Annotated in this window: 26 protein-coding genes and 3 tRNA genes; 9 read left to right on the top strand and 20 right to left on the bottom strand. The window is 65.9% G+C overall.

The window, feature by feature from the left end:
- Positions 1–25: 25 nt before the first annotated feature.
- The 3 genes from IEX43_RS04910 to IEX43_RS04900 are packed head-to-tail and all read left to right on the top strand — an operon-like array spanning position 26 to position 2563.
- Positions 26–742, top strand: coding sequence for a LytR/AlgR family response regulator transcription factor (locus tag IEX43_RS04910; protein WP_188809322.1), 717 nt, complete (start codon positions 26–28; stop codon positions 740–742).
- The gene (locus IEX43_RS04905; protein WP_104185237.1) at positions 739–1089 is read left to right on the top strand and encodes a DUF485 domain-containing protein; all 351 of its coding nucleotides are present in this window, start codon (positions 739–741) and stop codon (positions 1087–1089) included. Before IEX43_RS04910 ends, IEX43_RS04905 begins: the two co-directional genes overlap by 4 nt.
- A gap of 7 nt (positions 1090–1096) precedes the next feature.
- The gene (locus tag IEX43_RS04900; protein ID WP_188809321.1) at positions 1097–2563 is read left to right on the top strand and encodes a sodium/solute symporter; all 1467 of its coding nucleotides are present in this window, start codon (positions 1097–1099) and stop codon (positions 2561–2563) included.
- 16 nt (positions 2564–2579) lie between these two features.
- Here IEX43_RS04900 and IEX43_RS04895 read toward each other — a convergent pair whose 3' ends face one another.
- The 6 genes from IEX43_RS04895 to rpsB all read right to left on the bottom strand — a co-directional run bounded on the left by IEX43_RS04895 (position 2580) and on the right by rpsB (position 7571).
- Positions 2580–3164 carry a DivIVA domain-containing protein gene (locus IEX43_RS04895; protein ID WP_188809320.1) on the bottom strand — a complete coding sequence of 195 codons (585 nt, stop codon included), beginning with the start codon at positions 3162–3164 and terminating at the stop codon, positions 2580–2582.
- A gap of 88 nt (positions 3165–3252) precedes the next feature.
- Positions 3253–4176: a phosphatidate cytidylyltransferase gene (locus tag IEX43_RS04890; protein WP_188732163.1), complete on the bottom strand. Its 924-nt coding sequence runs from the start codon at positions 4174–4176 to the stop codon at positions 3253–3255.
- A complete protein-coding gene (frr, locus tag IEX43_RS04885) occupies positions 4176–4733 on the bottom strand; it encodes a ribosome recycling factor (protein ID WP_066274709.1) in 558 nt (185 codons plus the stop codon). The genes IEX43_RS04890 and frr overlap by 1 nt, the downstream gene beginning before the upstream one ends.
- Before the next feature lie 127 nt (positions 4734–4860).
- Complete coding sequence (pyrH, locus tag IEX43_RS04880) at positions 4861–5598, bottom strand: UMP kinase (RefSeq protein WP_066274706.1); 738 nt, start codon at positions 5596–5598, stop codon at positions 4861–4863.
- Between the two features lie 141 nt (positions 5599–5739).
- On the bottom strand, positions 5740–6576 hold the full coding sequence (tsf, locus tag IEX43_RS04875) for a translation elongation factor Ts (RefSeq protein WP_066274704.1): 837 nt from the start codon (positions 6574–6576) through the stop codon (positions 5740–5742).
- Between the two features lie 128 nt (positions 6577–6704).
- Positions 6705–7571 (bottom strand): 30S ribosomal protein S2, encoded by an 867-nt coding sequence (gene rpsB / locus IEX43_RS04870; protein ID WP_188732164.1) that lies wholly within the window; start codon positions 7569–7571, stop codon positions 6705–6707.
- Between the two features lie 467 nt (positions 7572–8038).
- On the opposite strand from rpsB, the gene IEX43_RS04865 reads away from it, so the two are divergent.
- Positions 8039–8599 carry a M23 family metallopeptidase gene (locus tag IEX43_RS04865; RefSeq protein WP_188809319.1) on the top strand — a complete coding sequence of 187 codons (561 nt, stop codon included), beginning with the start codon at positions 8039–8041 and terminating at the stop codon, positions 8597–8599.
- 34 nt (positions 8600–8633) lie between these two features.
- Here IEX43_RS04865 and IEX43_RS04860 read toward each other — a convergent pair whose 3' ends face one another.
- From IEX43_RS04860 to IEX43_RS04835, 6 genes are all read right to left on the bottom strand, one after another.
- A complete protein-coding gene (locus tag IEX43_RS04860; RefSeq protein WP_188809318.1) occupies positions 8634–9824 on the bottom strand; it encodes an acyl-CoA dehydrogenase family protein in 1191 nt (396 codons plus the stop codon).
- A 146-nt stretch (positions 9825–9970) separates the two neighbouring features.
- A tRNA-Ile gene (locus IEX43_RS04855) sits at positions 9971–10044 on the bottom strand.
- Between the two features lie 72 nt (positions 10045–10116).
- Entirely contained in the window at positions 10117–11313 is a 1197-nt protein-coding gene (locus IEX43_RS04850; protein WP_188809317.1) for a glycosyltransferase, read from the bottom strand.
- A gap of 130 nt (positions 11314–11443) precedes the next feature.
- A complete protein-coding gene (locus IEX43_RS04845) occupies positions 11444–12352 on the bottom strand; it encodes a DMT family transporter (RefSeq protein WP_188809316.1) in 909 nt (302 codons plus the stop codon).
- Entirely contained in the window at positions 12352–12975 is a 624-nt protein-coding gene (locus IEX43_RS04840; protein WP_188809315.1) for a CDP-alcohol phosphatidyltransferase family protein, read from the bottom strand. The genes IEX43_RS04845 and IEX43_RS04840 overlap by 1 nt, the downstream gene beginning before the upstream one ends.
- Positions 12976–13067: 92 nt before the next feature.
- The gene (locus IEX43_RS04835; protein WP_104185247.1) at positions 13068–13919 is read right to left on the bottom strand and encodes a phage holin family protein; all 852 of its coding nucleotides are present in this window, start codon (positions 13917–13919) and stop codon (positions 13068–13070) included.
- A 177-nt stretch (positions 13920–14096) separates the two neighbouring features.
- Here IEX43_RS04835 and IEX43_RS04830 point away from each other — a divergent pair, with 177 nt between their 5' ends.
- The 3 genes from IEX43_RS04830 (at position 14097) to IEX43_RS04820 (ending at position 16009) form a co-directional block, all read left to right on the top strand.
- On the top strand, positions 14097–15320 hold the full coding sequence (locus IEX43_RS04830; protein WP_188809314.1) for a multidrug effflux MFS transporter: 1224 nt from the start codon (positions 14097–14099) through the stop codon (positions 15318–15320).
- Between the two features lie 4 nt (positions 15321–15324).
- Positions 15325–15516, top strand: a complete 192-nt coding sequence (locus tag IEX43_RS04825; RefSeq protein WP_188809313.1) for a hypothetical protein — start codon at positions 15325–15327, stop codon at positions 15514–15516.
- 85 nt (positions 15517–15601) lie between these two features.
- Positions 15602–16009, top strand: coding sequence for a hypothetical protein (locus IEX43_RS04820; protein WP_188809312.1), 408 nt, complete (start codon positions 15602–15604; stop codon positions 16007–16009).
- 52 nt (positions 16010–16061) lie between these two features.
- Here the strand turns inward: IEX43_RS04820 and IEX43_RS04815 are convergent.
- From IEX43_RS04815 to IEX43_RS04790, 6 genes are all read right to left on the bottom strand, one after another.
- Positions 16062–16134 (bottom strand) — tRNA-Asn (locus IEX43_RS04815).
- Between the two features lie 124 nt (positions 16135–16258).
- Positions 16259–16331: transfer RNA gene (locus IEX43_RS04810), tRNA-Asn, on the bottom strand.
- An 88-nt stretch (positions 16332–16419) separates the two neighbouring features.
- A complete protein-coding gene (gene dnaG, locus IEX43_RS04805) occupies positions 16420–18348 on the bottom strand; it encodes a DNA primase (RefSeq protein WP_188809311.1) in 1929 nt (642 codons plus the stop codon).
- Positions 18349–18400: 52 nt separating this feature from the next.
- On the bottom strand, positions 18401–19690 hold the full coding sequence (locus tag IEX43_RS04800) for a deoxyguanosinetriphosphate triphosphohydrolase (RefSeq protein ID WP_104185250.1): 1290 nt from the start codon (positions 19688–19690) through the stop codon (positions 18401–18403).
- Positions 19683–20861 carry a tRNA dihydrouridine synthase DusB gene (gene dusB / locus IEX43_RS04795; protein WP_188809310.1) on the bottom strand — a complete coding sequence of 393 codons (1179 nt, stop codon included), beginning with the start codon at positions 20859–20861 and terminating at the stop codon, positions 19683–19685. The genes IEX43_RS04800 and dusB overlap by 8 nt, the downstream gene beginning before the upstream one ends.
- A 61-nt stretch (positions 20862–20922) precedes the next feature.
- Positions 20923–22314 carry a YibE/F family protein gene (locus tag IEX43_RS04790; RefSeq protein WP_188809309.1) on the bottom strand — a complete coding sequence of 464 codons (1392 nt, stop codon included), beginning with the start codon at positions 22312–22314 and terminating at the stop codon, positions 20923–20925.
- Positions 22315–22456: 142 nt separating this feature from the next.
- On the opposite strand from IEX43_RS04790, the gene IEX43_RS04785 reads away from it, so the two are divergent.
- Together IEX43_RS04785 and IEX43_RS04780 are read left to right on the top strand one after the other, a co-directional pair.
- A complete protein-coding gene (locus IEX43_RS04785) occupies positions 22457–23212 on the top strand; it encodes an alpha/beta hydrolase (RefSeq protein WP_188809308.1) in 756 nt (251 codons plus the stop codon).
- 9 nt (positions 23213–23221) lie between these two features.
- Positions 23222–24046: a lysophospholipid acyltransferase family protein gene (locus IEX43_RS04780; RefSeq protein WP_188809307.1), complete on the top strand. Its 825-nt coding sequence runs from the start codon at positions 23222–23224 to the stop codon at positions 24044–24046.
- Positions 24047–24112: 66 nt separating this feature from the next.
- On the opposite strand, the gene IEX43_RS04775 is transcribed toward IEX43_RS04780, so the two are convergent.
- Positions 24113–25147 (bottom strand): GNAT family N-acetyltransferase, encoded by a 1035-nt coding sequence (locus IEX43_RS04775; protein WP_188809306.1) that lies wholly within the window; start codon positions 25145–25147, stop codon positions 24113–24115.
- A gap of 2 nt (positions 25148–25149) precedes the next feature.
- The gene (locus IEX43_RS04770; protein WP_104185255.1) at positions 25150–26535 is read right to left on the bottom strand and encodes a glycine--tRNA ligase; all 1386 of its coding nucleotides are present in this window, start codon (positions 26533–26535) and stop codon (positions 25150–25152) included.
- Positions 26536–26580: the final 45 nt, after the last annotated feature.

Genomic DNA, 26580 nt, shown 5'->3' with positions numbered 1-26580 from the left:
GGCTCCGGAAAGCTACCCTAGGAGCATGATTAACGTCCTCGTCGTTGATGATGAACTGCCTGCCGTAGAGGAACTGGCCTTCCTGCTGGGCAAGGACGAGCGCGTGGGCAAAATCCTCCGGGCCACCTCCGGCAGCGATGCGCTCAAAGCGCTCGCCTCCGCCCCTGTTGACGCCGTCTTCCTGGACATCCACATGCCGGCGGTGTCCGGCCTGGACATTGCCCGTGCCATCGCCGGGAGCAGCCGCCCGCCCGCCGTCGTGTTCGTGACGGCGGACGAGGACCACGCACTGGACGCCTTCGAACTCGCGGCAGTGGACTATCTGCTCAAGCCCGTGCGGGTGGAACGCCTGTCACGCTGCGTGGGCCGCATCAGTGAACTGCGCGACGGCGGCGCCGCCCCGGAGATGATCACGGTGGACCTGGGCGGGACCACCAAAATGATCAGGCGCGACGACGTGACGTACGTCCAGGCACAGGGGGACTACGCGCGGCTCCACACCGCCGAAGCCAGCTACCTGATCAGGGTTCCGCTTGCGGACCTCGAACAGCAGTGGGCGGATGCGGGGTTCATCCGGACGCACCGGTCCTACCTGGTGGCCCTCAAGCACGTGACCTCGATGAAGCTCGCCGCGGACGGTCCCAGCGTCACCGTGGCGGGTGCGAGCCTTCCCATCAGCAGGCGGCACCTGCCCACGGTCCGGGAAAAGCTTGAGGCCACCCGGATCAGGCCCAATACATGACCAGGGTGCGGGTGACGGCTCCACGTACAGCGGCGCGTCCGGCCAAGGAGACGAGGGAGGCCGCGCAGGACTCGGAAGTGGGCCAGGTGTTCGTCAGGTCCCTGATCAGATCCCAGCTGCGGCTGGCCCTGGTGGTGGCCGCCGGGTTCCTGCTGATCCTTTGCGCCTTCCCCCTGCTGCTCGCGGCCGTCCCCGGCCTGGCGGAAACCCGGGTGGCCGGCATTCCGTTCGCCTGGCTGCTGCTGGGAGCCGGCATCTATCCGGTCATCGGGCTCAGCGCGTGGCTGTACATCCGGACGGCGGCGCGCAACGAGGCGCGCTACCGGGACCTGGCCGAGGACCAGTGAGGGCACCGTGAACCCCGGAGTGGCGATAGCTGCCCTGGTTGGGGTGTCCGTGGCCACAGCGGTCATCGGCTTCTACGGCCTGCGAATTTCACGGACCACCGGTGACTTCTATGTTGCCTCCCGGACGGTCCGGCCGTGGTGGAACGCCTCGGCCATCGGCGGCGAGTACCTTTCCGCCGCCAGCTTCCTGGGTGTTGCCGGCCTGATCCTGCTGTCCGGCACGGATGCGCTGTGGTTTCCGGTGGGCTACACCGCGGGGTACCTGATGCTGCTGCTCTTTGTGGCCGCACCGCTGCGGAGGTCCGGGGCCTACACCATCCCGGACTTCACCGAGGCCAGGCTTGACTCCCTGCCGGTCCGCAAAGTGACCAGCCTGGTGGTGGTGCTGGTGGGCTGGCTGTACATCGTGCCCCAGCTCCATGGTGCTGCCCTCACCATCCGCATCACCACGGGCCTGCCGTCCTGGGTGGGATCCGTGGCGGTGGTGATCGTTGTGTGCCTCACCGTGGTGGCGGGCGGCATGCGCTCCATCACGTTCGTCCAGGCGTTCCAGTACTGGCTCAAACTCACCGCGCTTGCCGTACCCATCCTGTTCATCATCTTTGTCCTTGCCGGCAGCGGAACCGCCCCGCTCGCCCAGCCGTCGGTCAACCCCACCGGCGCGCCCCCTGCCGGCCTCTACCAGAACGTTTCGCTCCTGGTGGCCCTCCTGTTCGGAACCCTGGGCCTGCCGCACGTCCTGGTGCGCTTCTACACCAACCCGGACGGGCAGTCCGCCCGCCGCACCACGCTGATCGTCCTGGGCCTGCTGTCCGTGTTCTACCTGTTCCCCACCGCGTACGGGCTGGTGGGACGTATGTTCGCTCCCGGCCTGGCTACTGCGGGCCAGGCGGACGCCATGGTGCTGCTGCTCCCGGGGGAACTGGTGGGCGGAACGGCGGGCGACCTTTTGTCAGCCCTGGTGGTGGCGGGAGCCTTCGCCGCGTTCCTGTCCACCACGTCGGGGCTGGTGGTTTCCCTGGCCGGCGTTATCAGCCAGGACGTCCTGGGGGCAGGCGTGGGCAGCTTCCGGCTGGCAGCAGTCATTTCCGCCGTGGTGCCGCTGGGCTTTGCCTTCATGACCGATTCGTTCGCCCTCGCCGGGAGCGTCGGGCTGGTGTTCGCATTCACGGCCTCAACGGTCTGCCCGGTGCTGCTGCTGGGTATCTGGTGGCGCGGGCTGACCGACGCCGGCGCTATCGCCGGGATGCTGACCGGCGGGGTCCTGTGCGGCGGGGCAATGATCGCCGGAGCCCTGGCCGGGGCAGCCAGCACGCCCGGCTGGCTGGCCCAGCCGGCGGCGTGGACGGTTCCCGCCGCCTTTGCGGTGATGGTCATCGTGTCCCGCGCAACGTCGCAACGGATCCCCAAAACCATGTCGAAGGTGATGACCCGGCTGCACACCCCCGAGCGGCCGCTGGCCACCGAACGCTGAGGCGGGGCCGGCAGGATCAGTCGATGGCAGCCATGAGCTCGACGACCCGGTCCAGGAAGGCATCCACCTGGGCTTCCTCGTACCCGTCGCGGCCCGCGGCGGGGCGGAAGACCGCCCGGCGGACACTGTCCACACTGAGCGGCTTGTCCTGCTCAAGGTAGGCGATGAGCTCACGGCACAGCCGGTCGACGTCGGCCGTGTTGTAGCTGCGGGCCTTCTTCTTGGCGGGGCGGCGGAAGCGGTCGCCGTCGGGCCTGTGCAGGCGGCCGCGCAGGATGCCCGAGAGGTGTCCGATCTCGCGCAGCCAAGCTTCCTCGCCGCTGGCAGCGATCAGCTCATCACGTTCCCGGCGTGCGAAGGCATCCTCGAGCCGGTCCAGGGCTGCGTCCACGATGGCGGCGGAATATCCGCCTTTGACGGGATCGAAGGAGACAGCCCGCACGTCCGCGCTGTTGATGGGCTGTGGTGCTGATTCCGGATTCTCCAGCGATACGCGCGCCTGCTGCAGGAACTGGTCCACCTGTTTGGCGTTGTAGCCGTACTCACCGCGCTGGACGCGCTCAAAGGACGCAGGGATCTGCCGATGAATGTCCAATGCCACTATGCTTCCTTCAATGCTCTTCCGCTGTGGTGCTTCTGCACCAGCTTATTTGTGCCGGGGGTTCTCTGCAGGTCCGGCAGGGTTTGTGTCAGGCGACGGACACCAGTCCGTACAGGATGAACGCGGCCGGGGACGCGAACACGATTGAGTCGAGCCTGTCCATGACTCCCCCGTGCCCGGGCAGGATGCTGCTCATGTCCTTGATGCCCAGTTCGCGCTTGACCATGGATTCAGCCAGGTCGCCAGCCGTGGAAGCCGCCACCAGGCCGACCGCCAGGACGACACCCACCCACCAGGGCTGGTCCAGCACATAAAGGCAGGCCAGGATTCCAATGAGGATGGCCCCGCCGATGGAGCCGGCGAAACCTTCCCAGGACTTCTTGGGACTGATCTTGGGCGCCATGGGGTGCTTGCCCAGGGACGCACCCACCAGGTATCCGAAGGTGTCGTTGGAGACCACCAGCAGGAGCATCACGGCCACCTGCCACGCGCCGTGGGGAACCGTGCCGCCCGGCCAGAGGCCCAGGGGCGTTGCACCGCCGGCCGCGTGCAGCGGCAGGATGGCGAAGCTGATGAAGAACGGCACCCAGCCGAGCGTGAAGACGCCGGCGAAGATGCTGTTGGCGGAACCTGCCGCGCTTTCGATGGACCGCCACAGGAGCACGGCCACTGAACTCAGCAGCATCGCGAACAGGAGGCTCTCAATGCCTCCGAGGTAGGCGGCAAACGGCATGGCGACAGTACCCGTCATGACCGGGATGATGGGCATCCTGGTGCCGTTGGCCTCCAGGGCGCGGTAGATTTCCCACACGCCGAAAATGGCGAAGGTGGTGGTGACCGCTACGAAGGCAAGCGGGAGCAACAGCAGTCCGCCCAATACGGCGAAGAGCATGGCCAGGCCCACCACCACGGCGGCGGGGAGGTTCCTCCCTGCCTTCGGCGTCGGGTTGCTCCTGGGCTGCTTCCCCCGTATGCGCGCCCTGGATGCCGGGGCCTGATCTGCCTGGCCCATCAGACTTCGAGCAGCTCTGCTTCCTTGCGCTTGAGCAGCTCATCGATGCCGTCCACATGCGCCTTGGTCAGGCTGTCCAGTTCCTTCTCGGCCCGGGTGCCTTCGTCTTCGCCGGCTTCGCCGTCCTTGACTAGGCGGTCCAGGGTTTCCTTGGCCTTGCGGCGGATGTTGCGGATGGAGACCTTGGCGTCCTCGCCCTTGGTCTTGACGATCTTGACGTATTCCTTGCGGCGTTCCTTCGTCAGTTCCGGGATGGTGATCCGGATGACGTTGCCGTCGTTGGACGGGTTGGCGCCGACCTCGGAATCACTGAGCGCACGTTCGATATCCCGCAGCGCCGTCTTGTCGAAGGGCGTGATGAGGATGGTGCGGGCGTCCGGGATGGCGAACGAGGCGAGCTGCTGCAGCGGGGTGGGTGACCCGTAGTACTCCACCAGGACCTTGTTGTACAGGCCCGGGTTGGCACGCCCGGTGCGGACGGAAGCGAAGTCTTCCTTGGCTACCTCTACGGCCTTGTCCATCTTTTCTTCGGCTTCGAGCAAGGTTTCTTCGATCACGGTCTCTCCTCAGATTCTGGTGCAGTCCGGGGCGCCGGGTCCATGCACAAACGTGGTTCTTTGATGCCGGCCCGTGCCCGCCCGCAGGGGCAGGAACGGAACAGTCCTGAAATCATCCTAGCTGTAGCTAGGTGGTGACCAGCGTGCCCAGCTTTTCGCCGAGGATGGCCCTGGTGACGTTGCCTTCGCCTTCCATGCCAAAGACCACCATGGAAAGGTCGTTGTCCTTGCACATGGTCATGGCGGTCTGGTCCATGACGCGGATGTCGCGGCGAAGGGCGTCGTCGTAGCTGAGGGTTTCCAGCCGCTCGGCGGTGGGGTCCTTCTTGGGGTCGGCGGTGTAGACGGCGTCCACGCCGCTCTTGGCCATCAGGACAACGTCGGCGTGGACCTCGAGGGCCCGCTGGGCGGCGACGGTGTCGGTGGAGAAGTACGGCAGGCCCGCGCCGGCACCGAAGATGACTACGCGGCCCTTTTCCATGTGGCGGATGGCACGGCGGGGGATGTAGGCCTCGGCGACCTGGCCCATGGTGATGGCGCTTTGGACCCGGGTTTCGACGCCGGCCTGCTCCAGGAAGTCCTGCAGGGCCAGGCAGTTCATCACGGTGCCGAGCATGCCCATGTAGTCCGCGCGGGAACGGTCCATGCCGCTCTGGGAGAGCTCCGCACCGCGGAAGAAGTTGCCGCCGCCGACGACGATGGCCACCTCCACCTGGGGAACGGCTGCAGCGATCTGCTTGGCGACGTCGCGGACGGTCTCGGGGTCAACGCCCAGCTTTCCGCCGCCGAAGACTTCACCTGAAAGCTTCAAGAGGACCCGGCGTCGGCTTTTCTCTGGCTGGATTACAGTGTTGACGGCTTCCATGATGCCTTCCCGTTGGTGGACTCTAAAAAGGTTATCCTGCTGCGCGGCCAAAGGTCTTATTCCGGCCTGCCCCATACGGAGGCCTCCCCCGCGCATGCAAAAGGGGCGGCCACCGAAGTGGCCACCCCCTTGCAGTTTCGGCTAGGAGCCGACGCGGAAACGCGTGAACGCGGTTCCCTTGACACCGGCCTCAGTGAGGACCTGCGCCACGGACTTCTTGGCGTCCTTCGCGAATGCCTGGTCAACCAGGACCTCACCCTTGTAGAAGCCGGTAACGCGGCCTTCCACGATCTTGGTGAGCGCGGCCTCGGGCTTGCCCTCAGCCTTGGCGGTCTCTTCGGCGATGCGGCGCTCGGACTCGACCAGGTCGGACGGGACGTCCTCGCGGGTCAGGTAGTTCGGAGCCATGGCAGCGATGTGGACTGCGACGTCGTGTGCTGCAGTTGCAGCGGCTTCGCCTTCACCGTCAACAGCGAACAGCACGCCAACCTGGGCCGGGAGGTCCTTGGAGGTTTTGTGCAGGTAAGCGTCAACCGTTGCGCCCTCGATGCGGGAGATGCGGCGGACAACAACCTTCTCGCCCAGGACAGCGCCTTCTTCGACGACGACCTCGGAGAGGGGCTTGCCGTCAACATCGGTGGCGAGCAGGGTCTCGAGGTCGGCAGCGCCGGACTCGACGGCGACGGCCAGGACCTTGTCGGCCAGCTGGATGAACTTGTCGGCCTTGGCCACGAAGTCGGTCTCGCAGTTGACCTCGATCATGACGCCGACGCCGTTGCTGACCTTGGCGGCCACCAGGCCTTCAGCGGTGGAGCGGCCTTCACGCTTGGTAGCGCCCTTGAGGCCCTTGATGCGGATGATTTCGATGGCCTTCTCGGCGTCACCGTTGGCCTCGTCAAGAGCCTTCTTGACGTCCATCATGCCGGCGCCGGTGCGCTCGCGCAGGGCCTTGATGTCCGCGGCAGTGTAGTTCGCCATGTGAACCCCTCTGTCTAGAAATGTGTGGTGGTGTACGGACTGACAGGACGGCAGCCCACGGGTGGGCCGCCATCCTGTCAGCAGCTCCGGCGCTGCAGGCAGCGCCGGAAAATCCGGATGTACTTGTGTTACTTGGCGTCTTCGGCGGGAGCCTCGGCAGCGGCCGGGGCTTCCTCGGCAGCCGGAGCAGCAGCTTCTTCAGCGGCCGGAGCAGCAGCCTCTTCAGCCTTGCTGCCTTCGAGGAGCTCGCGCTCCCATTCAGCCAGGGGCTCTTCCGGAGCTTCGGCAGCACCGGTGCCGCGGTTGTTGCGGGCGATGAGGCCCTCGGCAACGGCGTCGGCAACAACGCGGGTGAGGAGGTTCACGGAGCGGATGGCGTCGTCGTTGCCCGGGATCGGGAAGTCGACTTCGTCAGGATCGCAGTTGGTGTCCAGGATGGCCACAACGGGGATGTTCAGCTTCTTGGCCTCGTCAACGGCGAGGTGTTCCTTCTTGGTGTCCACGATCCAGAGCACGGACGGTGCCTTGGTCAGGTTGCGGATACCACCGAGGTTGGTTTCCAGCTTGGTGAGTTCACGGCGAAGGAGCAGCAGTTCCTTCTTGGTGTAAGCGGAACCGGCGACGTCGTCGAAGTCGATCTCTTCCAGTTCCTTCATGCGCTGGATGCGCTTGGAGACAGTCTGGAAGTTGGTCAGCATACCGCCAAGCCAACGCTGGTTGACGTACGGCTGGCCAACGCGGGTGGCCTGCTCGGCGATCGCTTCCTGGGCCTGCTTCTTGGTGCCGACGAAGAGAACGGTGCCGCCGTGTGCAACGGTGGCCTTCACGAACTCGTAGGCACGGTCGATGTAGGACAGCGACTGCTGCAGGTCAATGATGTAGATGCCGTTGCGCTCGGTGAAGATGAAGCGCTTCATCTTCGGGTTCCAACGGCGGGTCTGGTGTCCAAAGTGGACGCCGCTGTCAAGCAGCTGGCGCATGGTTACGACGGGCATGCCGGCGCTCCTTCCGGCAGGTCATTCATGAGAGAGCCCATGGCTCTCTTACCCTGCCAATAGTTGACGGTTTATTAGCGTGGCCCAGGCTGGGCCGTGCTCCTGGCATCCACCATGCTTCCCATCAGGACGATGGTCCTGACCGCAGGAGGCCTGATCCCCCGTCGGCGAGGCCGGAGCGTCGCTTGCAGGAGGGCTGGATGCGCGTAGTCAGCAGCTGCTCCCCCACACTCCTGAATGAGATGTGCCGACGCATTCCGGACACGGGCATATACCGTTGGAAAGACCACTGGGATATCCGCCGGACCGAAAGCATTGAGGGCGCAGCAAACTGCTCCACCAAGTGTACTACAGGCACCTTCAGCAGGAGGACACTGACGAGGACAGTAGCGACGCCGGCACGGGGCTTGTCCACATAGCCGAAGTGGGCACTTCCGGCGCCTTTGGAGCAAGAGCAATCTGGTGGCATGAAACCATCACGGCAGCTCGCGGCCCTTCTCCTGCTGCCGGCCTCGCTGGCCCCGGCCGGCGAGCCCATGGCGTTCGGGCCAGCCTATTCCGTGCAGCAGGCGGGGCATTACCCTGCTGCCGCCAGCTCCCCGGCGGTAGCCGTGCCTTCGTGGCAATGGCCGCTTGCCCCGCGCCCGCAGGTGCTGCGGCATTTCGATCCCCCGCCCAAGCCCTGGCTCAGCGGCCACCGGGGCGTTGATTTGGGAGCAACGGCCGACGGCGCACCGGTCATCTCCCCGGCGGCGGGTACCGTCAGCTATATGGGCATGGTGGTGGACCGGCCGGTGATCACCATCGACCACGGAGATGGGCTGCGGAGCAGCTTCGAGCCCGTTCACAGCACCCTTGCCGCCGGGACCCCAGTGGCGGAGGGCCAGGTTATCGGCACGGTGCTTCCCGGGCACTGCCCTACCGTGCCCTGTGTCCACTGGGGCGTCCGGCGCGGGGAAGACTACGTGGATCCGCTGCAGTTCGTGATGGACCTGAGGCCATCGATCCTGCTGCCCCTGGACTCCTAGGGAACAGCAGGCCGGACGAGGCCTGCCATGGACCCTAGACGATGGCTGAGATCCCGGTGATGGCCCTGCCGGTCACCAGCGTGTTGATCTCGTGCGTTCCTTCGTAGGAATAGATGGCTTCTGCGTCCGCAAAGATTTTGGCCATCTCAAAGTCCGTCACAATGCCGTTGCCGCCCAGGAGGCTCCTGCCGATCGCCACGCTCTCACGCATCCGCGCGGTGGTGAAAGCCTTGGCAAGGGCGGACTGCTCATCCTTGGCCTCGCCGGCGTCCTCCAGCTGGGAGAGCCGGACCATCATGCCCATGGAGCTGACGGCATTGCCCAGGATCTGGACCAGCTGGCTTTGCACCAGCTGGAAGGATGCCAGCGGCCGGCCGAACTGGTGGCGCTCCACGGCATAGCGCCGGGCCACGTCGAACGCAGCCAGCTGCTGGCCGACGGCCTGCCAGGCCACACCGAGCCGGGTGACCTTCAGGACCTTGTTGACGTCGCGGAAGCTGTTGGCGTTGGCAAGCTTGTAGAAGTCCGGCACCACCACGTTCTGCAGGCTGATGTCGGCGTTCTGGACGGTGCGGAGCGCAATCTTGTTCTCGATTTTGCTGGCGCTGAAGCCGTCGAGTGACGTGTCCACCAGGAACCCCTTGACCTTGTCATCGGCGAGGTCGCGGGCGTAGACCACCACCCAGTCGGAGAAGGTTGCATTTCCAATCCAGCGCTTTTCTCCATTGAGGATCCAGGAGTCCCCTTCCCTACGCGCCGTGGTGCGGGTTCCGCCCGCGACGTCCGATCCGCCAAGCGGCTCAGTGAGGCCAAAAGCCCCGATCTTCTTCATGCTGTAGATGTCCGGGAGCCAGGCATCCTTTTGCTCCTGCGAAGCCAGCGCTTCGATGGAGCCCGTGAACAGCCCGTCATGGACTCCCATGAAGGTGGAAATGGAGGTGTCGGCGCGTGTCACTTCGGCGTGGACCAGGCCGGCGAACAGGTTGGAGTGGCCCTGCCGGTGGACGGGGCTGACCAGGTCGATGCCGGCAAGCTTCGGGATAAGGTCCATCGGGAACTCCCCCCGGTTCCAGCAGTCCACGGCGATGGGCCGCACTTCGCGGGCCAGGAACTCCCTGACCTCCGCCAGCCGGTCCCGCTCCTTGTCGCTCAGCAGCTGTTCGAAGGCGTAGAAGTCGCCATCGGCATAGGGAAGGTCGTTGAGGTCGGCAGCGGTGGTGGACATGGTTACCTCACAATGATCAGCGGTGACCGGAGCTCGCCGGGAAGGAGCACGGTAAGTTACTGCTCAGTAACATACCGCAGATCGAAGGCTTAAGAAAGAAAACCGCGGCCGGCATGCATGCCGGCCGCGGTTTCCGCGTTGGGGGGTAGGGCTACTCGGACTTGAACCGAGGACCTTAGGATTATGAGTCCCGCGCTCTAACCAGCTGAGCTATAGCCCCTCATGCCCGGAACCTCCCGCGATCGGTACGCGGTGGCAGGGCAAAATTACTCTAGCAAACCCGGGAAAGCGTTCAGACCACCTTGTCCTCGAAGCGCGCTCCGCGGTACAGGTCCTCGAAGGTCTGCAGCGTGCCATCGATGCTGTGGGGCTCCACCATCTGCCGGCTGGTCTGTCCCATGGCGGCACGCTGGTCGGCAGGGAGCTCCAGGACCATGGTGATCTTCTTGGCGAGGTCGTCGCTGTCGTTCGGCGTGAACAGGTAGCCGTTTTCGCCGTCGCGCACCAGGTGCGGCAGGGCCATGGCATCCGCCAGCACTACAGGAGTGGAGGCCGACATCGCCTCGAGCGTGACCAGGGACTGCAGCTCCGCCGTTCCCGGCATGCAGAACAGGTCGGCCTGGATGTAGGCCCGGCGCAGTTCCTCGTCACTGGCGAGGCCCAGGAACTTTACCCGGTCCGTCATGCGCAGCCGGCGGACCAGCTCCTCCAGGGAGGAGCGCACCTCGCCGCCGCCGACAATTTCCAGGTGGACGTTGAGTTCCGGCGGAGTCTTGCTGACGGCTTCGATGAGCACATCCACGTGCTTCTCCTCGGCCAGCCGCCCGGCAAACACTACGGTGGGGTGCGGGTGGGGTTCGATCTGCTCGCCGGGCTGGAGTTCGTAGGCTGCGGAGTCAATGCCGTTGGACAGCGGCAGCACCTTGCGCAGGAAGGCGTGCTGGTGCATGGCCTTGGCTGCGAGCGGGGTGGGCGTGGTGACCACGTCCGCCTTGCCCATGACCTTGCCCATGTCCTTCCAGGAGATCCGGCCGATAATGCCCTTGAACCACTGGGGAAACGGCAGGAACGGGTTGAGGTTCTCCGGCATGAAGTGGTTGGTGGCTACGATCCGGACGCCGCGTTTCACGGCCTCGTACAGGACGTGCTCGCCGATCATGTAGTGGCTCTGGATATGCACCACGTCGGGTTTCACCCGGTCGAAGAGGAGGCTGATCTCCTTCTTGATTTCCCAGGGAAGGCAAATCCGGAAGTACTCGTGCGTGGGGACGCCGTGGGAGCGCAGCCTGTGGACTGTCCCTTCGGGCCGAAACTCCGTGAAGCTCTTTCCGTTGTCCGCGCGGCAGGCCAGTACATGGACGTTGTGCCCGCGGCCGGTCATTCCCTTGGCCAGGCGGTAGCCGAACTGTGCTGCTCCGTTGATGTGGGGCGGATAGGTGTCTGCAGCGATCAGGATGGTCAGGGGACGCTGGTCTGCGGGCGTGGTCACGTGGAGAGCTCCTGATGGTCACGGTGCGCACAGCATGTACTGGCAGCACAGTTGGCCGCCGGCGCGGTGGCGCCTGGCCTCGTGGTGGATCTTGCTTGCGTAAAAAACGGCGGGATCTGGTGGTCAGTGGCTAGCGGCTCGCCCGGCCCACGGCCTTCCGCGCGTCCTTCTTGCGCTTCGTGACCTCAGGATGGTGCCTGGAAAGGGCGATCACCCCAACGATAGCAAGGGAGGCAGCGGTTCCCATGGCAATGGCCATCACGGCGTGGACATCCGGCCGGAGTTCGCCGAGGATCACAATGCCGATGGCTATTCCCACCAGGGGATCAATGACGGTCAGTCCTGCGATCACCAGGTCCGGCGGTCCCGACGAGTAGGCGCTCTGGACAAACCACGACCCCAGCCCGCCCGCGGCGATGAGGGCCACCACGGAGTACCACTGCACGTTCAGCAGGAACAGCCCGTTCGGATCGAGCAGGTGCTTGCCGATGATCCGGGTCAGGACGGCAACGAACCCGAAGAGGACCCCGGCGCCGAGGATATAGACGAAGGCGTTGATCCGGTGCCTGAACATCACGGCCAGGGTGCCGAAGAGACCGACGGCGAGGGCCAGCAGCAGCACGATGGTGACCTCGTCGGCGACGGTTACGTCGTGGTTTTCCTGCGTGACGTTGACCGCCAGGAGGACGAAAAGCGCAGAGCCCGTCACGCAGGCCGCGATGGCCACCACCGTTGCCCTGTTGATGGTGAGGTTCTGGTCCTTGGCATTGATGATGGTGGTGATCACCAGGGCGATCGCGCCTATGGGCTGGACCACAGTGAGCGGTGCGGACACGAGTGCCACGGCGTTCATGGCCATGCCGGCACACAGGAGCAGGAGTCCGAACACCCAGCGGGGATTTCGAAGCAGGCGCAGGAAGCCGTTGGAACTCAGGGCCAGGCCGCCCGTGTCGGCTTTGACGGCGCTTCCCTGGCGCTGCGCACCAAGGGCCAGGCAGAACGCGCCAAGCAGCGCAAGCCCGACTGCCAGCCATACCATCAGGCGGTCCCGTCGTCGTGCTGTGCCTGCATTCTGCCCTTTCGCAGGATGGCCCAGAAGTAGTTGTAGGCAGCGATCCAGTGGCCGATCAACCCCAGGCCCAGGACTATCCACGCGGCGACGAACAACCCGGCCGAGAACCCTGTGTCCAGCCGTGAGAGGACCAGCATGGGGGTCCCCAGCAGCAGCAGGCCGGTGCGCACCTTGCCAACCACGCTCACGGGAAGGTCAGGGTGGCCACGGAAGAAAAACAGCGTCATGGTCAGCAGGACAGCGTCCGGAACCACCAGGGCGGCCAGGTAGAGCCAATGGACGACGCCGGCAATCACCAGCGTGACAGCGACCGCTATCAGCGCCAGCCGGTCGGCGATCGGGTCCAGGACTCTGCCAAGTTTCGAGGTTTGGTCAAAGCGGCGGGCGATGTACCCGTCTACCCAGTCGGTGCTGGCCATGACGGCAAGGACCACAACGGCGGCACCGTATTCCTTCTGGGCCAGGACAAGCCAGATGAAGAGCGGCACCCCCATGAAGCGCACCACGGTCAGCAGGTTGGGGATGGTGAACACGAGATCGTGGTCCACCTGGGGGCGTCCGGGACGGGAGCCGGCACCAATGAACTTCACCCCGTCCCCCTTCCTTCCTGCTGCCCCCTGCGAGCGATATTGCCGTTCCCTGAACTTCCGGGGGCTGCCGAAGAGCCTGCCCGGTGCCGGTGCTAGTACGTCCGGAGGAGCTTGCGTACCAGGACCAGGAAGACGGTTCCCGCGGCGATAAACGCTGCCAGCGGCTTCCAGCGCTGCTCCAGGTCCGCGGATCCGGACAACGCTGCGAATTTCCGGCCGGCAATATCCCTGCCGTGGCCGGCCAGGGCCTGGCCTTCGCGCAGTTTGTCCTGGGCGGTTGCCAGCAGGTACCTGCCCTGGGGCTTGACATCCAGTTCGGTGCCCAGTTCGTCGCGCACTTCGGTGAGGTGGTGGCGGCGCTGGCTGAGCCGGCGCACCAGCTCCGGTTCGGAGGCGTGCGGGAATTCCTTCTCGTGTTCAGCGGCCTTGGCTGCCTTCTCGGCCTTGGCCTTGGCAGCCGCTTCATCCTTTGCGGCCTTCGCCGCCTTGGCTTCGGGACTCTGCGGGTCAAGGACAGCCGGGTTGAACGCGGAGCCTTCTTTGACCACGCCGATATCGTGCTTGATGCCGCGGATGGTCTCTTCCGGCATGAGCGGCATGGCCTTCTTGAACTTCCGGGCACCGATCAGGCCGCCGATCAGCGCGATCAGCAGGAAGGCCGCGGACACCAGGAGGGCGGCCAGCCAGGCGGGCATGATGGTTGCCAGTCCCATGATGGCTGCCACGATGAGGCCGACCACAAGGAAGAGGAGGAAAACGAGGGCGACGGCGAAAAAGGCAGCGGCGACTCCAACCTGGATTCCCTTGCGCTTAAGCTCAATCTTCGCGAAGGCGATTTCGTCATTGAGCTGGCGCGGCGCCAACCGGAAAAGGAGTTTAAGCGTCCTGGGCAGCGCAGTGATGCGCAATCCCTGGCTGGTACGCCCGCTGTGACGTCCGCTCATCGGTTCCGCCTTACTGGTTATGGGTCGAATCGGCTTCCGTGTGCTGCAGGAAAGTGCAGCTGCACAGTCCCCGCACCAAAACTATCATTCAGGTTCAGGGCGAACTTCGGGGCTTGCCGGGCGGCGTGGCCTACAACGCTGCAAAATTAGGCAGCGCCGGGCCTAGGATTGATCTCCGTGACCATTCCCAGCAATCCGGGCGACCTGTTGAGCCGCCGCCGGAAACTTTTGTACATCCTGCTGCTCGGCGCCCTGACGGCGTTGGGTCCGTTCACGATCGACCTTTACCTTCCTGCGTTCCCGGCCCTGGAGGCGAGCCTGGGCGTGACCGAGGCCCAGGTCCAGCTGACCCTGGCCGGCACCACCGTTGGATTCGCCATCGGCCAGCTGGTGGTGGGCCCCTTCAGCGACAGGTTCGGCCGCCGCACCCCGCTTATCCTGGCGACGGCCGTCCACATTGCAGCTTCCGTGGGCGCCGCCCTGTCCACTGACATCACCACCCTGGGCATTTTCCGCGTGCTGATGGGCGTGGGGGCTGCCGGCGGCGGCGTTGTGGCCATGGCCATGGTCCGGGACCTGTTTTCCGGATACGCCATGGTGAAGATGTTTTCCCGCATGGCGCTGGTGAACGGGCTGGCACCCATCCTGGCGCCCGTGATCGGTTCACAGCTGCTCCTGGTGATGGAATGGCCCGGGATCTTCGTGTTCCTTGCCGCCTACGGGACGCTGGTGATCACCTCCGCCCTGTTCCTGGTCCGTGAGACCCTGCCGCCTGAAAAACGCCGACAGAGCGGCATGACGGCCCGCCAACGCTACCGGGTCCTTTTCAGCGACAGGGTGTTTGTCGGTTTGCTGCTGGTGGCCGGGCTGAACTTTGGCGGCCTCTTCACGTACCTGTCGGCCTCCCCTTTCCTGTTCCAGGACGTTTTCGGCTTCTCCCCGCAGGAGTACGGCCTGCTGTTCGGCATCAACTCCCTGGGTATTGTTGCCGGCATCCAAACCAGCGCCCGCCTCATCCGCCGGGTTCCGCCGCAGTGGATCATCGCTGCCGCCACTGCCTGGATGTTCGTGATGGCCACGCTGATCGTGGTGTTCGACCAGCTGGGCTTCGGCTTGTGGGGCGTGCTGGTTCCCCTGTGGTTCTACATCCTGGGGACGGGGTTCATGTTCCCCTGCGTGCAGGTGCTCGCCCTGGCCGGCCATCCGGGCCAGGCCGGCACTGCGGCCTCCCTGCTCGGGTTCTCGACGTTCATGATGGCGGGGCTCATCTCACCGGTGGTTGGCTGGCTGGGCATCACCAGCGCCGCCCCCATGGGCGCGGTGCAGGGAGCATGCATCCTACTGGCCATGGCAGCCCTGTGGCTGGTGGTCCGGCCACGTACCGTTCCGTCGATCCACTGACGCCGTGAAGAACACGCCAAAGCGCAGGCCGCACCGGAACCGCCGGGGACTTTTCCTCGGAGCGGTGATTGGCGCCGTCGCGGGCTACTTCGCCGGCCGGGCCCTGGGCAACCCTGCCATGGGCATTGTCCTGGGCATGGTTGCAGGGTCGGCACTGCTGTACCGCGTCAACCCGGGGCCCTGGAACCGACCCTGACGCCGCACCGCAGGGGCGGAAGCAAAACGCGTGGCGGGCGTGGAGTACCTGCCACCCGCAGGGCGCCCGCGATAAAATAGTGTTTGTGCCCACCTGGCAGGAACAACCGCCGCTTCCGGCCACATGGCAACGGTGCGATCACCGGATACTGCCACTGTGGTGGGAACGGCTGTGTGCCCAGGCGGGCGAACAGTCAGCAGCGCTGTATGCGGCGGGACTGTTTACTGATGACCGGCGGAGGCCCATCGCGCAGTGGTACAACCCCGCTTTCAATGCCGCGCTGCTGGTAGCCCCTGAGGCCTCCCCCGAATGGCCGGTACAGCGCTTCGGTATCTTCTACGCGCCGCCGGACACCGGAGTGGTGCGAATCCATTCGGCTCCCCACGAGTGGAACCCCCGCCAGCCCCGGACGTCACCCACCGAAAAAGAGGCGTTCCTGGCCGCCATTGCGGAGGCGGAGCGCTTCCTGCAGGTGGAGATGGACTTCGTCTGAGAAACAAAAATCCCCGTGCCTCACAAAGGAGGAACGGGGATTTTCTGTGTTGCTCCTCCTGCTGGACTTGAACCAGCAACCCTTCGATTAACAGTCGAATGCTCTGCCAATTGAGCTAAGGAGGAATGAAGCAGGTATGACATTAGCAAAGGTTTCCGACCAAAGTGAAATCGGCGCTAGTCCGGGGTGGAACGGGCAGTTGGGGGCATAAAAAATCCCCGTTCCGGAGACCGGAACGGGGATTGTGCGCTCCTCCTGCTGGACTTGAACCAGCAACCCTTCGATTAACAGTCGAATGCTCTGCCAATTGAGCTAAGGAGGAATGAAGCGGGTATTAGCCTAGCAAAGTCCCCGGCTGGAAGCGAAATCGGGGACGGGACCGAGGGGGCCTGGACCTCAGAAACATCAGATCAGGCGTCAGACCTGAGTGCCCGGCGTTCCATCTCCAGCATCATCAGTTCACGGTTGAGCCGCTGGTACGTTTCCGGATCAGCCGCTGGGTCCAGCCGCTGGAGCTGGCCCATCTTGTCCGCCTTGACCCGGGTAATTTGAAGCTCGAACAGCCGGGAGAGGATGTCCCGGCAGTACTTCTGCACGGCTTCTTCGGTGCTGGCGGGCAACGGAACAACAGCAAGCTCGGATACCAGGGGCCGCAATGGTTCCGGAACCTCGTGCATCACATGCTCAACCCACCGGACGGGGTCGGCAGTGAGGGCGGGATCCGTGGCCCGCATGGCGTCGTGGACGGCCTGGAAGGCGGGGGTGGCGAAGCGGGCGGCGGAAAAGCGTTCCCAGACCCCGCCCGCCAGGAGCGACGGCTCCTGCAGGGCAACCTCGAGCGCCTGCCGCTCCATGGAGGCCACGGGGTCCCGGGGGTCGGGCCGGTGGTAGGACGGCACAGCTCCCGACGGCGGCCCTGCAGCTACGCCGGGCCCGCCGGGTGGGGCTGCGGGGGCGGAGGCCCGGGGGGCGGCAGCGGGAGCCCCTCCCTGGTCGCCGCGCTTGCCGGCATTTTTGACTTCCGTGGTGACCAGCCGCAGCACCTCGTTCGGGTCCGGCATGCCCAGCCAGCCTGTGAGGGCCTGGCAGTAGCCGGTCCGGGTGGAGGCGTCGCGGATGGCGGCAACTACGGGCACCGAGGCTTTCAGGCCCTGGACGCGCCCTTCCACGGTATCCAGGTTGAACTGCTTCAGGGTTGTCCGGATGGCGAATTCAAACAAGGGCCGGCGGGACTGCACCAGGGCGTGCACGGCTTCGTCGCCCCTGCTTTGCCGCAGGTCGCAGGGATCCGCACCGGTGGGCTCCACGGCTACGTAGGTCTGGGCAGTGAAGCGCTGGTCCTCCTCGAAGGCGCGCAGCGCCGCCTTCTGCCCGGCGGCGTCGCCGTCGAAGGTGAAGATGACCTCTCCCCCAGTGCCGTCGTCGGACAGCAGGCGGCGGGCGATCTTGATGTGGTCGGTGCCGAACGCGGTGCCGCAGGTGGCAACCGCCGTCGTGATTCCTGCAAGGTGGCAGGCCATCACGTCCGTATAGCCCTCCACCACCACAAGCTGCCGGTCCTTGGCGATGCTGCGCTTGGCGAGGTCGATGCCGTACAGCACCTGTGACTTCTTGTAGAGCGCGGTCTCGGGGGTGTTGAGGTACTTGGGGCCTTGGTCGTCCTCATAGAGCTTGCGGGCGCCGAAGCCGATGGTGTCGCCGGCGATATCGCGAATGGGCCAGACCAGGCGCCCCCGGAAGCGGTCGTAGATTCCCCGGTTTCCTTCGGAGAACATTCCTGTCAGCTTGAGTTCCGCATCCGTAAAGCCCCGGCCGCGGAGGTGCTTGAGCAGCGCGTCCCAGCCTTGCGGGGCGTAGCCCACGCCGAACTGCTCTGCGGCCGCCCGGTCGAACCCGCGGCCGTGCAGGAAGGTGCGTGCCTCCGCGGCGCCGGGCGTCAGCAGCTGCGCCTGGAAAAACTCGTCGGCGATTTTGTGGGCGTCCAGCAGCCGCTGCCGGCGCCCCACTTCCTCGCGGTTGGGGCCGGTTCCGCCGTCCTCGTACCGCAGCTCGTAGCCGATCCGGGCGGCCAGCTTCTCCACGGCTTCCTGGAACGAACTGTGGTCCTGCTTCTGCACGAACGCGATGACGTCGCCGTCCTCGCCGCAGCCAAAGCAGTGGTACCGGCCCACCTGCGGCCGGACGGTGAAGGAGGGGGAACGTTCGTCGTGGAAGGGGCACAGGCCTTTGAAGGTCCCCAGCCCGGCGCCCTTGAGCGTGACGTAGCCGTCAACCACTTCCTTGATGTCCGTGCGCTGGCGGACTTCGTCAATATCTTCGCGTTTGATCAGCCCTGGCACAGAGCCATCCTAGCCTTGGGGTACGACGGCGATGAGCGCCACGTGGGATTCCTCACCACAGCGACGGCAGGCTCCCCACCAGCCGTTCGTACATGGCCAGTGCCGAGCCGTCGGTCAGCGACGCTACCTGGTCGATCACCACGCGAAGGCGCGCACCGTCGTCGGGCGCGTCCCGCCAGTCCGCCGCGAACATCGGTTCCAGGTGGCGGTCGCCGGTGGCGCTCAGGGCCGTGACCAGGGCGTGGAGCACCTCACGCTGGCGCTCGTAGATGGGCTGGCGGTGCTCGGTGGTCATCACGAACGTGGTGGCCAGGCCCTTCATGACCGCGATCTCCATGACGGTCTCGTCCGGAACCATAAGCTCGGCGTTGAACCGCGTCAGGTTCTCCGGGCCGTACACGGCGCGGGTGGTTTCCAGCGCGCTCTGGCAGAACCTGCCGATCAGCTGGCTGGTCATGTTTTTCAGGGCCGCCATGGATTTGCGGCTGCCGTCGGCCTCGCGCACCCACACGTCCGTGGCTTCGAGCCGGGCCAGGGCGGCGTCAATGGCGGCGGGATCATTGTGCGGCAGGTACCACTGCTTGGCGTAGCCCACCACCCTGGCGCGGTGGTCCGGGTTGTCCATCCACCGCAGCTGGAAGTGCCCGGCCACGATCGCGTCCTCGACGTCGTGCACGGAATACGAAATGTCATCCGCAAGGTCCATCACCTGGGCCTCCAGGCAGGAGCGGCGCTCCGGAGCGCCCTCCCGGATCCAGTTGAAGATCGGCAGGTCGTCCTCATAGGCGCCGAACTTGCTGGTCCGCTGGCCGTGGATCACCGGGGCTTCCAGCGCGGACCACGGGTATTTGGCTGCCGCATCCAGGCTTGCCCTGGTGAGGTTCAGGCCTGCGGGCTGGCCGTCCGGCGTCAGCACCTTGGGCTCGAGCCGGGTCAGGAGCCGCAGGGTCTGGGCGTTGCCCTCGAAACCTCCGATGGCGTGCGCCACCTCGTTGAGCGCCGATTCCCCGTTGTGCCCGAACGGCGGGTGTCCGAGGTCGTGGCTGAGGCAGGCGGTGTCCACGACGTCGGGATCGCAGCCCAGGGAACGGCCCAGCTCGCGGCCCACCTGGGCAACCTCGAGGCTGTGGGTCAGGCGGGTGCGGACGAAATCATCCGTGTCCGGTGCCACCACCTGGGTCTTTGCACCCAGCCGGCGGAGCGCCGAGGAATGCAGCACGCGGGCGCGGTCACGTTCGAAGTCCGAGCGGTAGACGTTCTTGGGCGGCTCCTCCACCCAGCGCGCGGAGTCGTGGGTGTCATAGCCCGGCAGGACCGGGGCGGCAGTACGCGTTTCAGCCACCGGAAACGTCCAGTTCCGCCGCGGAGATGTCCCGTGACTGGTCCGCATTGAGGGCGCGGGATTCCAGCCAGTCCTTTGGCAGCGCGGGCCGCTTGGGCGAGCCGGCCCGGCCGCGGGGGCCTTCGGCGTCGACCCCGGGGTAGGGAGACTCGGTGTCCAGCTCGTCCAGGGCAGAGCGCAGTTCCTCAAGGCTGTTTACCAGCGCCATCCGCGTGCGGAGCTCGCCTCCCACCACGTAGCCCTTGAAGTACCAGGCGATGTGCTTGCGGATCTCCCGCAGCGCCTTGCCCTCGTCAGCGAAGGTTTCCACCATGAGTTCGGCGTGCCGGTAAACCCCCTGGGCTACTTGGCCCAGATTCGGCTTGTGCCGGGTGTCGCTGCCTTCGAAGGCAGCCTGCAGGTCACCGAACAGCCAGGGCCGGCCCTGGCAGCCGCGGCCCACCACTACGCCGTCAACACCGGTTTCGCGGACCATCCGGACCGCGTCTTCCGCGGACCAGATATCCCCGTTGCCCAGCACCGGGATGTCCGGCAGGGCCTCGCGCAGGCGCGCGATGGCGGACCAGTCGGCCTGACCGGAGTAGAACTGGGCGGCCGTGCGGCCGTGAAGGGCGACGGCGGCCACTCCGGAGTCGCGGGCGATGCGGCCGGCGTCGAGGTACGTGAGGTGGTCATCGTCGATGCCCTTGCGCATCTTGATGGTCAGCGGGACGTTGCCCTTCGACGCTTCCCTGACGGCGGTCTGCACGATCGAGGTGAAAAGGTCGATCTTCCAGGGCAGGGCCGAGCCGCCGCCCCTGCGGGTGACCTTGGGAACGGGGCAGCCGAAGTTGAGGTCGATATGGTCCGCGCGGTCCTCCTCGACGAGCATGCGCACAGCCGCGCCTACTGTCACCGGGTCCACGCCGTACAGCTGGACCGAGCGCACCTTTTCGTCGTCGTCGTGGGAAATGATCCGCAGGGACTCCGGTGTCCGCTCCACCAGGGCACGGGAGGTGACCATCTCCGCCACGTACATGCCGCCGCCGTATTCACGGCAGAGCCTGCGGAAGGCGGAGTTGGTGATGCCGGCCATGGGCGCCAGGATCACCGGCGTGTCCACGGTGATGGGACCCAGCTTCAGGGGCGGGAGTTCCAGCTTGGGGGCGGGAGGGGTTGCTGCAACAGTCACCTGTCCATTGTTGCAAAGCCGGGCAAATCGGGCTGCCGGACGTGCTGGGCAACCAAGGTGGTCAGCCGCGGTCTGCCCGGCGCCCACGCCTGGTGGGCGGTGCGTCCTCCAGCTCAGCGGCGGAAAGCCGCGACCGGCGGGCAAGGGCTGCTGCGGCCAGCGACCCGTTGTCATCCACGCCCGGCTCCCCCTGGCTGCCTGGTTCCGCTGCCTGGGGCTCCTGTGCCTCCGGGCCTCCTGCCCGGACGCCGGTGGCCTTGACCACCAGCACAGCGATCAGCGTGGTGACCGGAATGGCCAGGACCAGCCCGATGGAGCCCACGAGGGTCCGGATGACTTCCTCGGACAGCTCCGCGCTGGTGAGCGTGTCAGCGAGCGGGCGGTCGTAAAGCATCACGATGATGAGGATGGGAAGGGCCGCGCCGGCGTAGGCGAACGCGATGGTGTAGACGGTGGACGCAATGTGGTCCCGGCCGATCCGCATGGCCGAGGTGAAGAGTTTCCGGGCACTGCTGCCCGGCGCCAGTTCGTACAGTTCCCACACCGCGGAGGACTGGGTGATGGTCACGTCGTTGAGGACACCCAGGCCGGAGATGATGAGCCCGCACAGGATGACGCCGGAGATGGAGATGTTGGCGGAGGTGTTCACCAGGGTGGTTGCCTCGTGGTTCCCCACCCCGGCGAGGTTCGCCGCGCCGGTTGCCCATGCCGCCAGGAGCGCGGTGATGCCCAGCCCGAACATTGTGCCCAGCAGTGCGGTGGAAGTCCGGGCGGAGAAGCCGTGGGCGAAATACAGGACCCCGATCATGATCACCGTGGATCCCACCAGGGCCAGCAGGAGGGGCGGTTTCCCTTCCACCAGCCCGGGAAGCATAAAGCTGGCCAGCACGAAGTACGCGCCGACAAGCCCGATCAGGGCGCGGAGGCCCCGCCAGCGGGCCACCGCGATCACCACCGCCGCGTACAGCAGCGCCAGCAGGACGATCGGCAGGGTCCGGACGAAGTCCACGAAGATGAAGGCGGGCGAACCCTGGGAGGCGGAGGCGCCCTGGGCGTTGGACAGGTTCAGATACCTGATCTGGTCACCGGGCTTCACCCCGTGCGACTTCGCGACGTCCGGGTTGATCACCACTTTGACCGGGCTTCCTCCCTTGTCCGGTTCCGTGTAGGCAAAGGTGCAGTCAGATCCCTGTTGGCTTTGCTGGCCCTGCTGGGTTTGCGCCGGCTCTCCCTGGCCCTGCTGGGCAATGCCCTGCATGCAGTTTTCCGTCACCACGCTTTGGATGGCGCCGGTATCGAAGGTGACTCCGGGCGCGGCGGAGTAGGGGTTGGCCAGGGAGATGCCCTCCTTGCTGCCGGAGGGCCAGAGCATCGCCATCCCTGCGAGGGTGAGCAGCGTCAGCGGAATCAGTACTGCCGCGAGGATGCGGTTTGCCTTCCGCCGGGCGGCCATCGCCTGCGGTGTTGGCTCCGAATGACCTGTGGAAGCGTGGGAGTGACCGGACCCCATCAGCTGTAGAACCTCATACATTGAACTCTACGTCCGGCACCGTAGGGTTGATAAATGGATCATCGGGGACTGGGAGGTACCAGGTATGGCCAACAGCAATACTGACAAAAACAATGGCACGCGCCCTTCCGAAGGACACGGGGCGGCCCGCCAGGCAGTACTCAGCGTCCGCAGTTCGTCAGGCCCCACGCGGGGAGTTGCACTGGTCCTGCATGGGGGCAAATCCCAAAGCCGTGAGCCGGTGGAGGCCAAGCACCTCAGTCCGGCAAGGATGGTGCCCTTCGCCTGGCACCTGCACCGCGCCGGCCGGAAGCACGGCCTGGCCGTATGGTCGCTCCGCAACAGCGTTCGCGGCTGGAATGGCCCTGACATGTCCCCACTGCAGGACGCGCGCTGGGCACTCGCCCGGATCCAGGAGCAGCACCCGGACGTGCCCGTGTTCCTGGTAGGACATTCCATGGGCGGGCTCACCGCTGTGATCGCCGCGGACCACCCAGGCGTGGAGGCCGTCGTCGCCCTTGCCCCTTGGCTCAACCCCGCAACTCCCACGTCCGGAGTGGCCAACCGCAAGGTGCTTATTGTGCACGGAACCACGGACAGGTGGACCAGCGCCTCGGCGTCCCTGCTGTTCGCCCGGCGTGCCTCCACCGAGGCAGCCAGCATGCAGTACGTTGCCCTCAAGGGCGCCGGCCACTTCATGCTCCGCAAGATCGGGGTGTGGCAGACGCTGACCACCGGCTTTGTGATGAAGGCATTCTCGGAAAGCATCGGCAAGGAGCTACCCCTCCCCGCGGACTTCACCAGGCTGCTGCCGGAATCGTCCGTCCAGGTGACCCTGTAGGGACTTTCCATGGCATGGCGGCCCGCACCCAATGACCCCTTCTACCGTGTGATTGTCCGCTGTGGACTCCTGCTTCGCCGGATCTTCCGGACCCGGATCATCAGCAGCGGGACGCAACACCTGCCGCCTCCGGGGCCGCGGACCGGCACCTCAAGGGCTGTGGTTCCGGGCAGCGGCGCCGTTTTTGCCATCACGCACTTTGGCTACGTCGATTTTGCCGTCGCCGAGCTCCTCCTGTGGAAGCACTTGCGCGCGGAGCTGCGGTTCCTGGTCCATCAGGGCGCGGCCGATCACTGGCTTGCCGGACCGGCCATCAGCGCTGCCGGCCACGTGGTGGTGGGGTACAGCGGACGTTCGGACGCCTACGATGCGGCGGTGGCAAAGCTGCGCGCCGGGGAGTATGTTGGCGTGTTCCCGGAGGCAGGCGTGAGCCGCAGCTTCACCGTGCGCGAGTGCAGGACCGGCGCGGTCCGGATGGCGGCCGAAGCCGGGGTTCCGGTCATCCCTGTCGCCGTCTGGGGCGCCCACCGGATCCTTACCCGCGGTCACGGTTTTTCGGCCGGAAGGACATGGCGGGCCCCGGTTCGGATCCATGTGGGTGAGCCGCTGGCCTTCGCGCCGGGCGACGATGTTGAGGCCGGTACTAAGGAACTCCGTGCCCGCCTCCAGGACGGGATTGGGAAGTGCATTGTGGACTTTCCGCTGCAGCCGGAGCCGGGCGCATGGTGGATGCCCGCCCACCTGGGTGGCGGCGCACCGACCGAACCCGAGCGGCAGGTACTCGACGCGGAGGACGCCGCCAGGGGCCGCCGTCGTGATCCCCGCCCAAACTAGGCAGCAGCAGATGTCGAAATGGGGCTCCACAACGACACCTGCTGCCACCTGGTTGGGTAGCGGCGCCTAGTCCGAGACCACCAGGGTTTCTGCTCCTGCCAGCCGCGCCTTGCCGTTCTCGAGCAGGGGTTCGACGGCGGCGCGGAGGGCGGTCATGGAGTCGTCCAGTTCCAGCATGACCGGGTGCTGGTACGCGATCAGCGCGAGCATGTCGCGCACGGCTTCCGCGGCGTCGTCCGGGGCCAGCGCGGTCTCGTGGCCGACGAAGACGTCCGTGGGCGTTTCCGCCCCGGTATCCTCCTGGCCAGGTGCCCCATCCGGATTGGCCGGCGCCGCGTAGCTCACGGCGAAGGCCCGGATCCGGCCCTTCTTGCTGGGTGCAACGCCTGCCCCGAAAGCCGACTCAGGCTGGGCCCGCAGCACGATTGCGCCGTGGGCGCCGGTGAGGTCGTCCAGGAAGAGCTTCTGCACCTGGCCCATTGACAGTACGCCCGGCGAGTCCCAGCCGTGGATGGAGGTGTAGTACCTGCCCACAACGTCGGTCAGTTCCACGGAGCCCGTGGCCAGGTCCATTACGACGTCGGAGCCCGCGTTCTCGTCGTTGGCCGGCCCCCCGCCGTCGTCCTTGGCCGGGAACACCGGCAGCCGCAGGGCTCCCGGTTCGATGACCACCAGCCGGGAGCGCTGGATGGGTTCCAGCTCGAAGGCCTCTACGAAGGCGGCACCCGGGGTGCCCGGCTCCACTTTGGCGCGGAGCCTGGTAACGCCCGACGGCGAGTGTTCAGCTTCGCGGCGCAGCATCGCCAGGAGCGTGGCACCGATGCCGGCGCGCCGGTGGTCCCGCGCCACCTCGATGTAGGCCCAGAGCCGTTCGGGATGCAGGGAAGCTTCGTAGACGACGCCGGCGGCAACCGGAATCCCGACGCCGTCGATCACGTCCTCGGCCACGATGCAGCGCCGCCACGGCGTGCCGTTGGTCCCGGCGGAGGAAAGAGCCAGCGCGCCACGGAACTGGCGGGCCTGGTGGGTTTCCGGGTCGCCCCAGATTTCCAGCAGCGCCAGGTCGTCCCCTTCCCGCCATTCGCGGTATTCGATGGCCATGGTCAGGCGCCGATCAGGCGTGCGGCCAGGTAGCCTTCCACCTTGTCCAGGGAGACGCGTTCCTGGCTCATGGTGTCCCGCTCGCGGATGGTCACGGCCTGGTCCTCGAGGGTGTCGAAGTCCACGGTGATGCAGAACGGGGTGCCGATTTCGTCCTGGCGGCGGTAACGGCGGCCAATGGCGCCGGCATCATCGAAGTCGATGTTCCAGTTCTTGCGCAGCTGGGCGCCGAGGTCCTTGGCCTTCGGGGAGAGGTCCTCGTTGCGGCTCAGCGGCAGGACGGCGGCCTTGACCGGCGCCAGGCGCGGATCCAGCTTCAGGACGGTGCGGACGTCCACGCCGCCCTTGGCGTTGGGAGCCTCGTCCTCGGTGTAGGCGTCCACCAGGAACGCCATGAAGGAACGGGTCAGGCCCGCGGCGGGCTCGATCACGTACGGGGTGTAGCGCTCGTTGGTGGCCTGGTTGAAGTAGCTCAGGTCCGTGCCGGAGGCCTTGGCGTGGGTGGAGAGGTCAAAGTCGGTGCGGTTGGCGATGCCCTCCAGCTCGCCCCATTCGGAGCCCTGGAAGCCGAAGCGGTACTCGATGTCCGTGGTGCCCTTGGAGTAGTGGCTCAGCTTTTCCTGCGGGTGCTCGAAGAAGCGCAGGTTTTCTTCCCGGATGCCCAGGCCGGTGTACCAGGCCATGCGCTCCTTCATCCAGTACTGGTGCCATTCTTCATCCGTGCCGGGCTCCACGAAGAACTCCATTTCCATCTGCTCGAACTCGCGGGTGCGGAAGATGAAGTTGCCCGGGGTGATCTCGTTGCGGAAGGACTTGCCGATCTGGCCGATGCCGAACGGCGGCTTCTTCCGGGAGGTGGTGAGCACGTTGTTGAAGTTCACGAAGATGCCCTGTGCCGTTTCGGGACGCAGGTAGTGCAGGCCCTCTTCGCTGGCAACGGGGCCCAGGTAGGTCTTGAGCAGGCCGGAGAACTCCTGCGGCTCGGTCCATTCGCCGCGGGTGCCGCAGTTGGCGCAGGCGATGTCCTTGAGGCCGTTCTCGGCGGGGCGGCCCTTCTTTTCCTCGTACTCTTCCTCGAGGTGGTCCGCGCGGTAGCGCTTGTGGCAGGAGAGGCACTCCACCAGCGGATCGGAGAAGACCTCAACGTGGCCGGAGGCTTCCCAGACCTGGCGGGGCAGGATCACGGAGGAATCCAGGCCCACCACGTCCTCGCGGCCGCGGACCATGGACTGCCACCACTGGCGCTTGATGTTTTCCTTCAGTTCTGCGCCGAGGGGCCCGTAGTCCCAGGCAGAGCGCGAACCTCCGTAAATCTCACCGGCCTGGAACACGAATCCCCTGCGCTTGGAGAGGGAGATGACCTGGTCGAGTACGGATTTTGCTGCCATGGGGGTAACTCCAATTTCTACAGGGCCGCTGGGTGCGGTCCGCGG

Source organism: Pseudarthrobacter polychromogenes (assembly GCF_014644495.1).
Lineage (GTDB): Bacteria > Actinomycetota > Actinomycetes > Actinomycetales > Micrococcaceae > Arthrobacter > Arthrobacter polychromogenes.
This window is presented reverse-complemented; position numbering and strand designations above follow the sequence as displayed.

Excerpts from the sequence above, each read along its gene's own strand:
- IEX43_RS04845 (WP_188809316.1), bottom strand. The coding sequence starts at position 12,352 with ATGGTATGGCTGGCAGTCGGGCTTGCGCTGCTTGGCGCGTTCTGCCTG.
- IEX43_RS04770 (WP_104185255.1), bottom strand. The coding sequence starts at position 26,535 with ATGGCAGCAAAATCCGTACTCGACCAGGTCATCTCCCTCTCCAAGCGC.
- pyrH (WP_066274706.1), bottom strand. The coding sequence starts at position 5,598 with ATGGAAGCCGTCAACACTGTAATCCAGCCAGAGAAAAGCCGACGCCGG.
- IEX43_RS04785 (WP_188809308.1), top strand. The coding sequence starts at position 22,457 with ATGGCCAACAGCAATACTGACAAAAACAATGGCACGCGCCCTTCCGAA.
- IEX43_RS04865 (WP_188809319.1), top strand. The coding sequence starts at position 8,039 with ATGAAACCATCACGGCAGCTCGCGGCCCTTCTCCTGCTGCCGGCCTCG.
- IEX43_RS04910 (WP_188809322.1), top strand. The coding sequence starts at position 26 with ATGATTAACGTCCTCGTCGTTGATGATGAACTGCCTGCCGTAGAGGAA.
- IEX43_RS04780 (WP_188809307.1), top strand. The coding sequence starts at position 23,222 with ATGGCATGGCGGCCCGCACCCAATGACCCCTTCTACCGTGTGATTGTC.
- IEX43_RS04860 (WP_188809318.1), bottom strand. The coding sequence starts at position 9,824 with ATGTCCACCACCGCTGCCGACCTCAACGACCTTCCCTATGCCGATGGC.
- IEX43_RS04790 (WP_188809309.1), bottom strand. The coding sequence starts at position 22,314 with ATGGCCGCCCGGCGGAAGGCAAACCGCATCCTCGCGGCAGTACTGATT.
- IEX43_RS04775 (WP_188809306.1), bottom strand. The coding sequence starts at position 25,147 with ATGGCCATCGAATACCGCGAATGGCGGGAAGGGGACGACCTGGCGCTG.
- rpsB (WP_188732164.1), bottom strand. The coding sequence starts at position 7,571 with ATGCCCGTCGTAACCATGCGCCAGCTGCTTGACAGCGGCGTCCACTTT.
- IEX43_RS04905 (WP_104185237.1), top strand. The coding sequence starts at position 739 with ATGACCAGGGTGCGGGTGACGGCTCCACGTACAGCGGCGCGTCCGGCC.
- IEX43_RS04835 (WP_104185247.1), bottom strand. The coding sequence starts at position 13,919 with ATGAGCGGACGTCACAGCGGGCGTACCAGCCAGGGATTGCGCATCACT.
- IEX43_RS04890 (WP_188732163.1), bottom strand. The coding sequence starts at position 4,176 with ATGGGCCAGGCAGATCAGGCCCCGGCATCCAGGGCGCGCATACGGGGG.
- tsf (WP_066274704.1), bottom strand. The coding sequence starts at position 6,576 with ATGGCGAACTACACTGCCGCGGACATCAAGGCCCTGCGCGAGCGCACC.